The 14,655-nt window shown below is 62.8% G+C and carries 11 protein-coding genes; 4 read left to right on the top strand and 7 right to left on the bottom strand.

Annotation, left to right across the window (positions count from 1 at the left end; all coding sequences use genetic code 11):
* Positions 1–117 precede the first annotated feature (117 nt).
* From KW062_RS12925 to KW062_RS12900, 6 genes are all read right to left on the bottom strand, one after another.
* Positions 118–396, bottom strand: a complete 279-nt coding sequence (locus tag KW062_RS12925) for a DUF3325 family protein (protein WP_105755307.1) — start codon at positions 394–396, stop codon at positions 118–120.
* Positions 389–1,936 (bottom strand): PepSY-associated TM helix domain-containing protein, encoded by a 1,548-nt coding sequence (locus KW062_RS12920; RefSeq protein ID WP_105755308.1) that lies wholly within the window; start codon positions 1,934–1,936, stop codon positions 389–391. The genes KW062_RS12925 and KW062_RS12920 overlap by 8 nt, the downstream gene beginning before the upstream one ends.
* Positions 1,936–2,244 (bottom strand): hypothetical protein, encoded by a 309-nt coding sequence (locus KW062_RS12915; RefSeq protein WP_105755309.1) that lies wholly within the window; start codon positions 2,242–2,244, stop codon positions 1,936–1,938. The genes KW062_RS12920 and KW062_RS12915 overlap by 1 nt, the downstream gene beginning before the upstream one ends.
* A gap of 234 nt (positions 2,245–2,478) precedes the next feature.
* The gene (locus KW062_RS12910; RefSeq protein WP_027618462.1) at positions 2,479–4,698 is read right to left on the bottom strand and encodes a TonB-dependent siderophore receptor; all 2,220 of its coding nucleotides are present in this window, start codon (positions 4,696–4,698) and stop codon (positions 2,479–2,481) included.
* Between the two features lie 72 nt (positions 4,699–4,770).
* Entirely contained in the window at positions 4,771–6,435 is a 1,665-nt protein-coding gene (locus tag KW062_RS12905; protein ID WP_105755310.1) for a cyclic peptide export ABC transporter, read from the bottom strand.
* Between the two features lie 40 nt (positions 6,436–6,475).
* Positions 6,476–9,757, bottom strand: a complete 3,282-nt coding sequence (locus KW062_RS12900; RefSeq protein WP_105755311.1) for a non-ribosomal peptide synthetase — start codon at positions 9,755–9,757, stop codon at positions 6,476–6,478.
* A gap of 228 nt (positions 9,758–9,985) precedes the next feature.
* Between KW062_RS12900 and KW062_RS12895 the strand changes: the two genes are divergently transcribed.
* Positions 9,986–11,026 (top strand): alpha/beta hydrolase family protein, encoded by a 1,041-nt coding sequence (locus tag KW062_RS12895; protein ID WP_105755312.1) that lies wholly within the window; start codon positions 9,986–9,988, stop codon positions 11,024–11,026.
* 101 nt (positions 11,027–11,127) lie between these two features.
* On the opposite strand, the gene KW062_RS12890 is transcribed toward KW062_RS12895, so the two are convergent.
* A complete protein-coding gene (locus KW062_RS12890; protein ID WP_027618465.1) occupies positions 11,128–11,517 on the bottom strand; it encodes a MerR family transcriptional regulator in 390 nt (129 codons plus the stop codon).
* 74 nt (positions 11,518–11,591) lie between these two features.
* On the opposite strand from KW062_RS12890, the gene KW062_RS12885 reads away from it, so the two are divergent.
* From KW062_RS12885 to KW062_RS12875, 3 genes are all read left to right on the top strand, one after another.
* Complete coding sequence (locus KW062_RS12885) at positions 11,592–12,671, top strand: SDR family oxidoreductase (protein ID WP_105755313.1); 1,080 nt, start codon at positions 11,592–11,594, stop codon at positions 12,669–12,671.
* 79 nt (positions 12,672–12,750) lie between these two features.
* The gene (locus KW062_RS12880; RefSeq protein ID WP_105755314.1) at positions 12,751–13,650 is read left to right on the top strand and encodes a DMT family transporter; all 900 of its coding nucleotides are present in this window, start codon (positions 12,751–12,753) and stop codon (positions 13,648–13,650) included.
* A gap of 356 nt (positions 13,651–14,006) precedes the next feature.
* Complete coding sequence (locus KW062_RS12875) at positions 14,007–14,627, top strand: tyrosine-type recombinase/integrase (protein ID WP_105755316.1); 621 nt, start codon at positions 14,007–14,009, stop codon at positions 14,625–14,627.
* Positions 14,628–14,655: the final 28 nt, after the last annotated feature.

Genomic DNA, 14,655 nt, shown 5'->3' with positions numbered 1-14,655 from the left:
CGGCCGGCCTATTCTGGAAGGACGGCGCCGCTCACAAACCCTGTAGGAGCTAGCCTGCTAGCGATGGGGCCGCCCGCTTAATAGGCATAGTGCGACGATTCGACAGGCTGCCCGGCATCAAGCCTTCCCCCAGTACAACAACAGCGCAACGCTCAAGCCACAAGGCAACAGCGCCAGCACCCAGAACAGCGTGCCCATGGCCAGCCCCAGGTCGGTCTGGCTCACCCACCATGCCAAACCCGACACCAGCAAGGCCGCCACCCGCAGGCCCCGAGTGCCGGGGAACGGGCGTGGTGTCATCACCCGCTGCCAATGCACCGACTGACTCAGAGCCAGCAGCGCCAGGCCCAGCAGTTGCAAGCCGAGGACCGCGACGCTGACCAGTGCCTCAAACATCCTTGACCTCCGCCAACCGCTGCGCCCTTACCCCGCCCCTACGCAAATGCCAGCCCAAACTGCACGCCACTACCGAACAGGCCAGCAGCGTCAGGTCGACCCCGGCCACTGCCCACAGCCCTTGATCTAGCGCGCGCCACGGGTGATCGCCGGTGCTCCAGGCATTGGACAGCAGCGCCAGTAACGCCAGGGCACTGATCGCCAGACACTGGCTTGCCCAAGGCGCGCGGGCCTGGGCACAGCGGCCGATCACCCACGCGGCGTGCAACCCGGCCAGCAGCCAGGCGCTGAAGAACAACTGCACCTCCCACTCGGCACGCCCGGCCAACGCCTGGGGCAGCCAACGGTTGGCCACCAGCATCGCCAGGGTGGCCAGGGGCATGCCGGTGATCAGCACGCTGCACAGCAGGGTCACCGACATCCCGCCCCACTCCCGGGCAGGGTGTTGCAGGCGGCGCTTGGCCAACCAATAGAGCAAACCGCTGGCGAGCATCACGCAGCCACTGAGGCCGGCGAAAAAGTACAGCGCGCGCAACGCCGGCTGGTGGAAGTGCGCCACGTGCAATCCGGCCAGCACATCCAGGGTCGCGGCCGCCGGCGGCAGTTGCGATGCATGCAGCAGGCGGGCACTGGCAGCGTCGAAGTACAGGGTCTGGCCGTCCACGCTCAGGCGGTCGGCGACACTGCGGCTGACCTCGACATAGGCGTTGGCGTCGCCCGGGTGCCAGACCCGGACGAAAGCCGGCTCTCCACCGCCCCAGTGCTGGCGCGCCTCGACCAGCATGCCGTCGAGCGAGGCCATTGGCCCTGGGTTGCCAGTCGCCGGGCGGCTGTAGGCGGCGTCGGCCTGTACCGCGAACTGCCCGGCCTGGCCGGGGTACAGCGCGTCGATGGCCGCCGGCAGGTACAACGGGAAGAGAATCAGCAGACCGCTGAGCATGATCAGCGCATGAAACGGCAAGGCCAACACCCCGGTCAGGTTGTGCAGGTCGAGCAGGCACCGGGGAGCCTTGTCGGCACGCAAGGTGAACAGGTCCTGAAACAGCCGCGCATGGATAAAGACCCCGGCGATCAGGCTGATCAACCCGACCATGGCGGCCAGTCCGAGCAGGCGGGCGCCGAGGTTCCCGGCATGGATATTCAGGGTGTAGTGCAACCGGTAAAAGAAGTCGCCGCCGCGGCTGCCGGCAACCTCCAGCGCGCCCTCCTTGCCCGGCAGCAGGAAACGGCTGAAGCCTTCGCGCTCGACGCTCCAGGCCTGGAAGCGCATCAGCGGGCGGCGCGCGTCGGGCAATTCGACGTACCACTGCAACAGCGCCTTGCCCTCGCTGAGGCTGGCAACCTGGGGCAGCACCTGGCGATCCAGCGACAGCGCGGTGGTCGATGGTGCAGCGCGCAACGACGGCAGCATCCAGCTGTCCAGTTCGCGGTCGTACAAGGCCAGGCTGCCCATGAAGAAAGCGATCAGTAAAAGCCCGGAAAAGCCCAGGCCCAGGACCCGGTGCGCCCACAGCATGGCCTGGCGAACACTGTCGAACATCAGCCCGTCCCGACCAGCACGCGCTGCGTGGCCAGCAGCGCCACCGCCAGGCCGCCCAGCCACAGGGCGTTACGCCGGGCCCGGCGGGCGCAGAGCAACCACAGCACCAGCGCCGGGTACAGCACAAAGGCGGCGATCGAACTGCTCAATACCGCCTCACTGGGTGCTTGCCCCAGCCACGCCAGGCCCAACGCAACCTGGGCGCTGAGCGCCCAGGTGAACAGGTAGGCCAGCAGCAGCGCCAGCAACAGCCATAGCCCACGCTGCCAACCCTGGGTGCGGGCCTGGTTCGAAGCAGGTCGTTTCACTCTGGTCTCCTTGGTGGGAAAAAGTTGGGGCTGGCGGGTAACGCCAAGGGTATTCACGCAGGATGATTGTAGGAGCAGCCTGCTCGGGAAGAGGCCGGTACTTCCGGCATATGCATCGCCTGACACACTGCCAACGCGACGGTGCGACGATTCGACAGGCTCGCTCCTACAAAAGAAAAGGCCAGCGATGCACCCTCGGCCAAGTATGCCGGCTGGGCGCACCGCTGTCGTGCGTCAGAACTTGGCGCGCAGGGTCAGGGATACCGCGCGTGGATCACCGAAGATGTTGCCGTCCTGGAAGGTGTTGATGCGCTGGTAGTACTTCTTGTCACCCAGGTTGGTGCCCAGCAGGTCAGCCGACAGGTTCTCGTTGATCTGGTAGCCGACACCCGCGTCATACAGGGCGTAGCCGCTCTGCCGCAGCTTGGTGCCGTCCATATCGATGCTCGGCACGTCGAGCTTGTTGAAGGTTTCGCTGACCGCACTCACGCCACCTTGCACGCTCCACTTCTCCAGTTCGCCAGGCAGCTTGTAGAGGGTCCAGACGCGCAGCATGTTCTTCGGCAGGTAGGTCTGCAGCTGCTCGTTGGCGCTGTCGTAGCGCTTGTAGGTGTGGGTGAAGTTGGCGGTGAGGAACCAGTCCGGGGTCATCTGGCCGCTGACTTCCATCTCGAAGCCGCGAGTACGAGCCTTGCCACCGGCTTCCACGGCGCGCGACGACGGGTCGTTCATGTCCGGGATGGCGCGGTTTTCTTCCTCGATCTGGAAGGCAGCCAACGAGGCGTTGACCGCGCCGTCGAGGAACTCACCCTTGATCCCCACTTCATGCTGCGTGCCTTCGATCGGCGCGATGATGTTGTTGTTGATGTCCAGGTTGCTGACCGGCTGCGGGTTGAACACCTCGGCGTAGTTGGCATACAGCGAGTAGGTATCGTTGAGGTCGTAGATCAGGCCGTAGAACGGGGTGAACTTCTGCGACTCGCTCTGGCTGCTCTTCTCCGACGGCGAGCCCGCTTCAGGCTGGTGCTGGCTGCGGTGCATGTCGAGCCAGGTGACGCGACCGCCAAGTACCAGGGTCAACGGGTCGGCCAGGCTCAGGCGCATGTTGCCGTAGACCGCTTTGGCGCGGCTGTTGGCAACGCTGGTAGGCAGGCGATCGTCGTCGGGGAATTCCGGATACGCGAAGTTCGCCTGTGGGTCGTAGAGGTCGACGTCGCCGAGGAAGTTGGAGAAGTAGCCGCCGTTGGAGGAGAACTCCGAACGGGAATAGTTGGTCCCCACCAGTAACTTGTGCTCGCGGCCGAACAGGCTGAATGGGCCGTCGGCGTACAGGTCGACTTCGTCCTGCTTCTCGCGGTAGTCGAACATGATCGAGTTCATCGATACCAGGTTGTCCGATGGATCGATACCGCCACCATTGCGCGCGTAGGCCTGGGTCAGGTCATAGTTGTTGTCGGCGTGACGCACCGACAGTTTGGTTTTCCAGTCGCCGCCCAGATGGTGTTCGAGCTCGGTGAACACCGAGGTGCTCCAGAAGTAATCGCGGTTCCAGTTGGCACCGTAGAAGTTCTTGCGCGATACATCCGGCAGCGACATCGCCGGCTTGCCATCACTGCCGGTGTAACGGAATGCCGGCAGCGAACGCTGGGCGCCATTGATGTCGGTGTTCTGGTTACTGGCACCGATGGTCCAGACGGTGTCCGGGGTCAGGTCGATGTCGACGATGCCGTAGACCTGGCTGGTCTCACGCTTGCCACTGCCGTCGTAGGGGAACGCGGTTTTGTTTTCGCTGAGTACCAGGCGCCCACGAATGTTGCCGGTTTCGGTCAACGGGCCGGTGACATCGACCATGCCCCGGTACGCGTCCCAGGAGCCGGCGCTGATTTCCGCCGACACGGCCGCATCGGCCATCGGGCGCTTGCGCACCAGATTGATACTGCCGCCCGAGCCGCCAGCGCCAGTCAGGCTACCGGCCGGGCCCTTGAGCACTTCGACGCGGTCGTACATGGTCAGGTCCGGGGACAGGAAGATCCGGTTGTCCATGGTGGTCGGGGTGCCGTCCAGTTGCAGCGAGGTGATCTCGAAGCCACGGGAGAAGAAGCTCAGGCGGCTGGCGTCGATGCGCTGCACGGTCACGCCGCCGACTTTGCCCAGGGCATCTTCGAGGGTGTAGAGGTTCTGCTTCTGGATGCGCTCCTGGCCGATGACGTTGATGGTCTGCGGCACTTCTTTGAGGCTCAGCGGCACCTTGGTCCCCACCGACACCGTCGGCGCTTCGGTCTGCATGCCGACGATGGATTGCTCCGGCAGCGTGATCGACGCCGGCGGCGCCTGCTCCTCGGTGTTTTCTTCGGCCATGGCCATCGGGGTGAGCAGGATGCTGCTGCTCACCAGAGGAGCCAGCAGCCAATTCCCCGCCTTGATTGGCTGACGCCCCAGTTTCAGTTGGTACATACCACGAGCTCCTTTACATGGCCTTGCGGACCATTTGTTTTTTTAAGTGTTGTGCGACAGAAATCGGCCCTGCTACGCGCTCACCGGACGCTCGCAAGGCGTCTCCGGGGCGGTGCTGACGGTGCTGTGATCAAAGGGGTAAAGCTGTCCGCCGTCGCACTTGAGTACGCGGTCGGCGATGGAGAAGTAGTGGTCGTCGTGGCTGATGGCGATGATGGTCTTGCCCAGGGCCTTGAGCTCTGGCAACAGCTCGCGATAGAAGAACGCGCGGAAACCCGGGTCCTGATCGGCGGCCCATTCGTCGAGCAACAACACCGGCCGTTCCTCGACCAGCGCCACCAGCAGCGCCAGGCGTTTGCGCTGGCCCTGGGACAGACGCGTGGTGGACAGCCCGCCCTGCGCGTCGATGCTGACCTTGCGCTGCATGCGCAGGCGCTCAAGCCAGGCCTGGGCCAGCAGTGGGTCGAAGTCACCGCGTGGGCCGACCAGGCGCTCGAACAGGTAGAAGGTGGAGAACACCGTGGAAAAGTGCGCCCGATACCAGTCGCGCAGTTCTGGCGTGATAGTTACGCCTTGCAACTTCAAGGTGCCGGCGCTGGGTTCGTAGAGCCCGGTGAGCAGCTTGGCCAGGGTCGACTTGCCACTGCCGTTGCCGCCGACGATGAACAGGATTTCGCCCCGGGCGACGCTCAGGTTCACTGGCCCCAGGCGAAAGCCGTAATCGTCGGCCTGATGCGGGTAGTCGTAGCCCAATCCTTGCAGCTCAAGCAGCGGCTGGTTGATATCGGCTTCACCGCTGAAAGTGCTGAATTCGTTGCGATAGTCGGCAAAGGCCAGGGTCTGGATCTTCGCCAGCGAGACATTGCCAGCCACCAGCGTCGGCAGGCTGCCGATCAGGTCGTTGAGCGGCATGCGCAGGAACATCAGCACCAGCACGAAGGCGCCGATCACCCCATTGCCGACCCCAAGCCAGGTCCCGGCGGCGAACAGTCCGCCGGCCAGGGCCAGGATCAGCGCTGCGGTCCAGTTCAGGCTCAAGGTCCAGTAGCGGTCGGCGTGCACCTCGTTGCGCCGGGCAAACTCGGCCGCCGGCTGCAGGTCGAGGGCATAGAAGCGCTCTTTGCGTCGGGCATTCAGGGCCAACTCGAAACGCCCCTCGATTGCCCCCTGATAGGCGGCATACAGGCGGTCGTCGGTTTCGCGCACCTGTTTCATCAGCTCGCGCATTTTCGCGAACCAGCCGTTCGCCAGCCAGGTCCCCAGGCCCAGGCCGACCACGCAGATCAGCAGCAACGGCCAGGATAGCCAGGCCATGTACAGGCAGCCGCCGAGCATCAGCACCAGGTTGTAGAACACGAACGGCATGCGGTTGAAGGCCTGGCCGATGCTGACGATGTCCTTGCTCAGGGTCGCGTAGAGACTGGCTTCGCCGATTTTTTCCAGTTGCTCGATGGAGGTGTCGAGCAGGCGCTTGACCATCTGCAGGCGCAATTCGTAGACCACCCGGTGGCCCAGCGCGGTGAGCAGTGCCTGGGCGCCGAAACCACAGCCAAACAACAACACCAGCAGGCCGAAGAACGTCGCCCCCAGTGTCGCGTCCATGCTCGTGCTGCCGGCGATCAACTGGTTGATCTCGTTGATCAGGCCGATACCGGCCGCCGCGCTGACCAGGCTGGCTAGCAGGCCCAGGCCGAGCAGGCCGCGATGACGCTTGAGCAGTGACAGGAACAGGGGCATGGCAAATCCTCGGGGCGGGCCGTGCGCCGGCCCTAATGGTTCACTCGAAGGCGAGCAGCAGTTTTTCAATCTCGGCCAGTTCATCCACCACCGGCGTGGCGCAGGCCTGCTCGATCAGCGCGGCCATGTCGGCCAGCACCGGGTTGGCAAACAGCTGGGCCAGGGCCACATCGCAAGCGAACTGCTGGCGAATCCGCGCCTGGATCCGCACCAGTTGCAGGGACTGCGCACCGAGGCGGAACAACTCGGCGCGCGGGGCGATCGGCCACAGGCCCAGCACCTCACGCCAGATCTGCGCCAAGCCCTGTTGCCAGGGCCCGCTCAGCGGTTCGTCGTCGGCTTCGTCGGCGCCCTCCCACAACGGTTCGGGAAGCGCCTTGCGGTCGACCTTGCCGTTGGCGTTCAGCGGCAGGTTATCCAGTACCACGAATGCACTCGGCACCATGTAGGCCGGCAGGCTCAGGCGCAGTTGCTGCTGCGCCGCGAGCGAGTCAAAGCGGGTCGCATCCAGGCACAGGTAAGCCACCAGCAGGTCCTGGCCGGCCGCTGCCTGACGCAAGGTCACCACGGCCTGTGACACCCCTGGCAAGGCCACGAGTGCGCTTTCGATCTCGCCCAGTTCAATGCGGAAACCGCGCAGTTTGACCTGGAAGTCGCTGCGCCCGAGGAACTCCAGGCTGCCATCGGCGCGGTAGCGTGCGCGGTCACCGGTGCGGTACAGCCGACTGCCGGCCTGCGCGCCCGGAGCCGATGGCTGCGCAAAGGGATTGGGCACAAAGGCGGCGGCGGTCAGCTCGGGGCGATCGGCATAACCGCGGGCCACGCCGGCGCCACCGATGTACAGATCGCCGGCGACACCGATGGGCTGCGGTTCGAGGTGGTCATCGAGGACGTACAGGCGGTTGTTGTCCAGCGGCCGACCAATCGGCTGGGTCGCCGCGCTGACTTGTTCGACCGCTTGCACCGATGACCAGACCGTGGTTTCGGTGGGGCCGTAGACGTTCAGCAGGCGCACCTGGCGCGCCAACAGCCGCTGGGCCAGCTCGGCCTTGAGCGCTTCGCCGCCGCACAGCAAACGCAGACCGGCCCAGGCTGGCGAGTCGTGCTCGACCAGCATCTGCCAGGTCGCGGGCGTGGCTTGCATGACATTGATGCGATGACGCTCCATCAACCCCAGCAATGCCGCCGGATCGAGGCTGTCGGCACGGCTGGCCAGGACCACGGTGCCGCCGTGGACCAGTGGCAGGAACAGCTCAAGGCCGGCGATATCAAAGCCCAGGGTGGTCACGGCCAGCAACCGCTCGCCAGCGCTCAGTTGCACGTGGGCCTGGATACCATGGAGGAAATTGACGAACGCCTGGCGCTCGATGTCGACGCCCTTGGGCCGCCCGGTAGAGCCGGAGGTATAAAGGGTGTAGGCCAACTGCCGTGGATGCACCGGCAGCCCAAGACGACTCTGGGGCAATTGGGCCAAGGCTTCGTCAAGGGTTTCCAGCAGCACCACTCGACCTGATTCGCCCACGACAGGCTGCAAATTAGCGCGGGTCAGTACCAACCGTGGACGCGCCTGTTCGATGATGTCGCTGTTGCGCGCAGCCGGTTGCCCGGGATCGATCGGCAGGTAGGCACCGCCGGCCTTGTGCACGGCCAACAGCGCCACCAGCAGCTCGGCTTCGCGCTCCAGGCAGATGCCGACACGCTCATCGCAACCCACGCCATTGGCCACCAGCCAATGGGCCAGGCGGTTGGCCCGGGCGTCGAGGTCGGCGTAGCTCAGGGGCTGCTCGGCACAGATCAGGGCGCAGCGCTGCGGTGCAGCCGCCACCTGCCGTTCGAACAGCGCGAGCATGTCTTCGCCCGGCTGCAGAGCCTGCTCACTGGCGTTCCACTGTTCCAGTTGCTGCTGGCGTTGCCCATCGTCAAGCAGCGGCAACTGCCACACCGGCGTCTCGGGCTGACTCATCAGACCGTCCAGCAGCAAGCCGTAACTGGTGGCTAAACGCTCGATGGTGGCTGGGGCGAACAGCTCCAGGCTGTACTCCAGTTCACAAAAGATCCCTTCAGCGCGAACCGCGACATCCAGGGTCAGGTCGAACTTGGCGCTGTCCCGGACCGGCAGCACGCGCTCGACTTGCAAGCCGTCAAGGGCGAAGTTGACCGCCGCCCCGCTGCTCAGATTGAACATCGCCTGGAACACCGGAGTGCGGCTGACATCGCGTTCGACCTCAAGGTGTTCAAGCAGCAGCTCGAACGGCAGTTCGGCGTGCTGCAAGGCCTTCAGCGACTCGTCGCGCAGGCGATCACACAGCGCGCGACCCGTCAGCTGCGGCTGCAGATCGACCCGGTACACCAGGGTATTGACGAAAAAGCCCAGCAGGTTGTCGAGCTCTTCACGATTGCGCCCGCCATGGGGCACGCCCACGGCGAAGGTTGGCTGGCCGCTATAGCGGGCCAATAACACTTGCCACGCGGCCAGCAGGATCACCAGGGCGCTGCTCGAACGGCTGCGGCAGAAAGTCTGGATCCGCTCGGCCTGCGCGCCCGGCAGTTGCCAGCGCAAGCGTTGTCCGCGCTGGCCTGGCTGCGCCGGGCGAGGAAAATCCGTGGGCATTTCCAGCACCGGCACCTGTGTGCCCAGGTACTGCTTCCAATAGTCGAGGTCGACCTCGTGCTCGGTGCCTTGCAAGCGCTCGCGCTGCCACAGCGCGTAATCGATGTACTGCACCGGCAGCGCTGGCAGGCGCGAGGTGTTGCCGCGCAGCCCCTGGGCGTAGGCGCTGGCCAGGTCGGCGACGAGGATCGGGTTGGACCAGGCATCGCTGACGATGTGATGCATCTTCAGCAGCAGCCCGTGGCTCGTCGCGTCATAGCGGATCAGCTCGACTTTGAGCAAGGGCGCCTGGGACAGGTCGAAGGCGCGATCATCCTCGATGCCCAGCAAGCCCTGCAGATGCTCGCGGCGCTCGCCCTGCGCCACGCCACTGATGGAGCGCTGCTGCAGGGCAAAGGCTGTCTCGGCCAACATTTCCTGGCGGGGTTCGCCGTCGACTTCGACGAAACGGGTGCGCAGCACGCCGTGGCGCTCGACCAGGGCAGCGAATGCCTGTTGCAGGGCCTGGACATTCAGTTCGCCGTCGAACAAAAAAGCGCGGGTCAGGTTGTAAGCGGTGGAAAGCGGTGCCAGGCGCTGCAGGAACCACAGGCGCTGTTGGGCAAACGAGAGCAGCTGCGGACCGTCATGGACACGCGCCACGAGCGGGTTGAGCTGGGTTTGGGCGTCGCCTTGCAGCAAGGCAAGCAGCGCATCATCGATATTGTCCATCGGCACTCAGATGTCCCTAAAAAACCCGACCAGTTTTGCGGATGCGATCTTAGGAGCAAATGATAATTAATGTCAATTGAGTTCAAGGCTCTCGGTTTTACGTCGTTAGCACCTTGCTGAACGATGTTCGTGGTAATGCGTAGGAGGATTCGCCAGTAACCTCGGCTTATGCGAATCTGCCGGGCGTTTCACCTGAAACCACCCTATGCAATCAAGGAAGAATCAACATTGAAAACAGCTCTCGGCGCCCTGCTGCTGATCGGCCTGTCTGCCACCACCCTCGCTGACACCCACCCCATCGCCTTTTACCGCACCACCCTGGCGGACCCACAGCGGCCGCTGGAAATGGTGGTCTGGTACCCGGCGAACACCACTGCAAAGGCACAATTGATCGACGACAACCCGGTGTTCGTCAGTGCCTCTGCCGTGCGCGACGCGCCACCGACCGTTGGCGAGCATCCGTTGGTGGTGCTGTCCCACGGTTATCGCGGCAATTGGACCAACCAGATGTGGCTCGCCACGGCCCTGGCCGATCAGGGCTACATCGTCGCGGCAGTCAATCATCCCGGCAGCACCACCCACGACCGCAGCCCGCAAGCCGCAGCGCAGTTGTGGCAACGGCCGATTGACCTGCGTCGAGCGATCGAAGCGGTGCAGGCAAAGCCCAAGCAATTTGGCACGGTCGCACCGCAGCGCATTGCCGTGGTCGGCCACTCCCTCGGTGGCTGGACCGCACTGGAGATTGCTGGCGCACGTTTCGACCCCGAGCGTTTCGCCGAGGACTGCAAAGTCCATACGAATCTCAGCAGTTGCAGGGTCTACCAACAGATGAGCCCCGCCAGCACCGCGCAGGCAAAGGCCCAGTTGGCGGCGGACAGACGCTACCCGGCAGTCACCGCCATCGTCTCGCTGGACCTCGGCCTGTCACGCGGCATGACCGACGCCAGCCTCGCGACGCTGCCGGTGCCGACCCTGGTGATTGCCGCCGGCGCCCCCTCCGACGATCTACCCGCGCAACTGGAATCCGCCGACCTGGCCAAACGCCTGCCAGCGGCCAGCACCCGTTATGTCGAGATCAAAGACGCCACTCACTTCAGCTTCGCGTCGATTTGCAAACCGGGCGCCATTGAAATGCTGGAAGAAGATGCACCGGGTGATGGAATCATTTGCCGGGATGGCGAGAACGCACGGTCGCGGGAGGAGATTCAGCGGGAGGTGGTGGGGTTGGTGACTGATTTTCTGGCGAAGGCTGCGCCGCGGACGCCTTAAAAGGAAAAAGCCTGGCAACCCGGTGCTGTGAGGAGTGGGATCTTCAAAATTGTTTGAAAGCGGAGACAGGCCGCAGCGCGATCTTTCCAGAAGCTGACCGTTCAGTTGGCAGCACTGTTCAACCGCTGCAGCTCAAGTTGCCTGGCAGCACTGGCCTCAAGGTTCAAGCGCTCCTGATCCAGATAGCGATAGATGCTTTGGAAGTTGGCAATTTTCTCTTTGATTTGCGCCATCTTCCTTTCAATCAGCTTGGCGCCTTCAGCACAATCGATCAGCTGGTTGCGCTGGGCCTGCAGGATCTCGCCGATTTCCCCCAGGGAAAAACCCATGCTTTGCGCACGCTGGATAAACACCAGATCCTGCAGGGTTTGTTCGGTGTAACGACGGTAGTTGTTGGTTTGCCGCAGCGCTGAGATCAGACCGATTTGTTCGTAGTAACGCAACGTGTGACGGCTGGCGCCGCTGCGGGCCTCGAGTTCGCCGATTTTCATGAAAAACACCGCTTGACTGTAGAGTTGGGTCGATAGTTTACGCTTGATTTCTAACCTTAAACAGGAGCTGGAAAATGAGCGTGGAGTGCTTTGTCACCGGGGGGACCGGCTTCATCGGTCAACATTTGCTGGCGAACCTGAGTGCAAAAGGTCACACCGTTCGGGTGTTGATGCGCCGCCCCGAGCGACTGGCAGCCCTGCGCGAGCAAGTCGACCAGTTGGGCGGCAGCGGCAGGCGAATTTTTGCTGTGGCGGGCGATCTCGAACAGGACAACCTGGGACTGAGTCTGGCTGACCGGGAAGTGCTGAGGCAGGCCGTCGTGGTGTTCCACCTCGGCGCTCATTTCGCCTGGGGGCTTACCGTCGAGCAATCACGAGCGGTGAATGTTCAAGGGGCAAAGCGCGTGGCGTTGCTGGCGGCTGAGCAACACAGCCGGATGGTGATGATCGGCGGCTACATGCTGAAAAATCATCAGCACCTGCAACGCATCGGCATTGATCCTCATCATCCGCAGCGCACCGATTGGTCTGCCGTGTACCGGCGCGTCGGTGGTTATGAGGGCAGTAAGCTGGAGGCGCATTTCGCGACCCTCGAGCTGATGGCGGCCAAGGGCGGCGAGATCACCGTGGTCCACCCTTCCACGGTCTGTGGTCACAGCCGCACCGGGCATATTCTTGAAGGTCAGCCGCTGGTGGACCTGATCCGCAACCTGGTGCAGGGAAAACTCACGGCAGTGCCCGGCAGCGCCAGGCATTGGCTGCCCCTGGTGACTGTGGATCACCTGGTCGAGCTGGTGGCGGTGAGTGCGTTTGATCCGGCCATGGCGGGTCAGGAGTTGCTGGCGCTGGATGACCAGACGCCCAACTTGCGTGAACTACTGGTACAGGTGGCACGACCCGTTGGCGTGAAATCTCCCCGGTACCACATTCCGCTGCCCGTGCTGAAGCTGCTCCTGAGCATTGCGCCCGTTGCGCGATGCCTCAACTCAAAACCCGAAGCCCTGGACTTTATCCAGACCACTCGATTTGATACCACGGCGCTCGAGCAATTTGCCAAGCGGCATGGCATCGCCAAACCGGATATAGGTCAGTCGGTGCTGCACACGGCGAGGTTCGTCAATTTGTATTACGTCGCCAAGGGCCAGGCCCGCTGACGGCTGATTCGCACCTCAACGCCGTCGATCCAGAGCGGCATTCCACCGAATAAACCATCAACAACAGGGATCGTTATCCATGCAATCGACTTTCAGCAAAGGCGTCGTCTTTGCGCTCTGCGCTGCGGCACTGAACGCCACCATCGGTGTACTCAGCAAAGTACTGATGAGCAGTGGTTTCAGCGCCAGCAGTGTGGCTTTCATCAAGACCGTTTTGGGTTGCCTGCTGCTGTCGAGCCTGTTGTTTTTCCTCAGGCGTCCGGGGCCGTCGATTAAATGGACTCAGTCGGCCATCTGCGCATTCCTCGGCATCTTTGTGCTGTTCCATTTCGAAACCGCCGCCTACCGACACTACGCGGCCGCCGGTGTGGTGGTGATACTGATGGCCAGCGCGTCGATCTCCTCGATTATTCTGGGGCGGATGTTTCTTAAGGACGCCATCACCGCCAACGCCACCGTCGGCGCCGCACTGGCGATCGCCGGGATCGCGGTAATCTTCGGCGCCGACCTGCAGCAAGGCTTTACCCTGCAAGGTGCCGCGCTCGCCGCCATGGGCGGCTGCGGCTATGGGGCCTTTTCGGTGGCCATGAAGCGGATGGGCGTGTCCGGAGGACTGCACTTCACCCGCCAATTGCTGTTCTTTGGCAGCCTGTACCTGCTGATGCCGGCGGCGGCCGATGGTTTCGCGATCGGCGAGCTGTCGCCGTTGGCAATCGCCGCCCTGCTGGCCCTGGCCACGCTGCCGACCATCCTCGGTTTCTTCTGCACCACCAAAGCCATCGAGTATCTCAAGCCCTCCCAGGTACAGGCACTGGAGCTCACCGAACCCCTGTTCGCTGCCCTGCTGGCGTTTGTCGCGCTCAACGAAGTACCCCGCGACAGCCTGTACGCGGGGGCGACGCTGATCATCGCCGGGCTGTGTTTCTCCAACGAATTGATTCGCCTGGGCAGGAAGGGAGCTGTGGCTTCGACAGAGTGAGTTGTTTTGAGATGCCTGGGACGTTGCAAACCAGCGTTATATGGTGGTTTGAGCGACTGAAGGTTATTGGCCGACTTCAGCTTTTGGCGACAGGCTGAATTCGGCCGATTCTGTTGAAAAAGTCGGCCTGCACAAACTGCCTGACCATTGACGGGTGAAAACGCCTTTTTTGCACGCTGCTACGTGAAGTCCGCGCCTGGAAGCCTCTGCTAAAAGTAAAGATTTCAATCTCGGACGCGTACTTTTCTGATGCGCAAACCATGCCCCAAGCGCTTGACGAACGATGAGTACGCCTTCGGTATCACTACGGACAAGGCTGCGGTCACCGATGTTTTCGCTGTCCAAATGCACACGCCATGAATACCGCTACTAGATCCCGCCATCAGCCTTGGAACAAGGGAAAGCTTGTCGGGCAGAAAGCCCCGCTCCGAATCAGAGATATCTGGGCCATCCGGATCAGACGCCAGCTTGCAGAGAAGACACGTGATTTGGCGCTTTTCAACTTGGCCATCGACAGCAAACTACGTGCCTGTGACTTAACCAAGCGGCGAGTCCGAGACATCGCCCATGGGGAGCATGTGTCGTCACGGGCCATCGTGATGCAGCAGAAAACTCAGCATCCAGTGCAATTCGAAATCACTGAACAAACCCGAACGGTATTGGAAGCTTGGAGGCATCGGGCGCGTCTCCGAAGCGAGGATTTTTTGTTTCCGAGCCGCTTGCACGACTCAGACCATCTTTCCACCAGACAGTACGCTCGAATAGTCAAAGCGTGGGTGGCCGCGATTGGCCTTGACCCAACCATGTACGGTACTCACACGCTACGGCGAACCAAGGCATCGTTGATCTATCGCAGGACGAAGAATCTGAGAGCTGTCCAACGCCTGCTTGGTCATACGAAACTCGAAAGCACTGTCAGGTACTTGGGCATCGAGGTCGATGATGCTTTGGAAATGGCGGAGCAGACAGAGGTTTAACCAACACTGCGACGGTCTGAGCCAGACC

Origin of the sequence: Pseudomonas fluorescens (assembly GCF_019212185.1) — a bacterium.
Taxonomy (GTDB): domain Bacteria; phylum Pseudomonadota; class Gammaproteobacteria; order Pseudomonadales; family Pseudomonadaceae; genus Aquipseudomonas.
The sequence above is the reverse complement of the archived record's forward strand: the minus strand, read 5'-3'. Positions and strand labels throughout refer to the sequence as shown.

Bases quoted from the DNA above. Each gene is read 5' to 3' on its own strand.
- KW062_RS12925 (WP_105755307.1), bottom strand. From the start codon at position 396: ATGTTTGAGGCACTGGTCAGCGTCGCGGTCCTCGGCTTGCAACTGCTG.
- KW062_RS12920 (WP_105755308.1), bottom strand. From the start codon at position 1,936: ATGTTCGACAGTGTTCGCCAGGCCATGCTGTGGGCGCACCGGGTCCTG.
- KW062_RS12910 (WP_027618462.1), bottom strand. From the start codon at position 4,698: ATGTACCAACTGAAACTGGGGCGTCAGCCAATCAAGGCGGGGAATTGG.
- KW062_RS12905 (WP_105755310.1), bottom strand. From the start codon at position 6,435: ATGCCCCTGTTCCTGTCACTGCTCAAGCGTCATCGCGGCCTGCTCGGC.
- KW062_RS12900 (WP_105755311.1), bottom strand. From the start codon at position 9,757: ATGGACAATATCGATGATGCGCTGCTTGCCTTGCTGCAAGGCGACGCC.
- KW062_RS12890 (WP_027618465.1), bottom strand. From the start codon at position 11,517: ATGAAAATCGGCGAACTCGAGGCCCGCAGCGGCGCCAGCCGTCACACG.
- KW062_RS12885 (WP_105755313.1), top strand. From the start codon at position 11,592: ATGAGCGTGGAGTGCTTTGTCACCGGGGGGACCGGCTTCATCGGTCAA.
- KW062_RS12880 (WP_105755314.1), top strand. From the start codon at position 12,751: ATGCAATCGACTTTCAGCAAAGGCGTCGTCTTTGCGCTCTGCGCTGCG.
- KW062_RS12875 (WP_105755316.1), top strand. From the start codon at position 14,007: ATGAATACCGCTACTAGATCCCGCCATCAGCCTTGGAACAAGGGAAAG.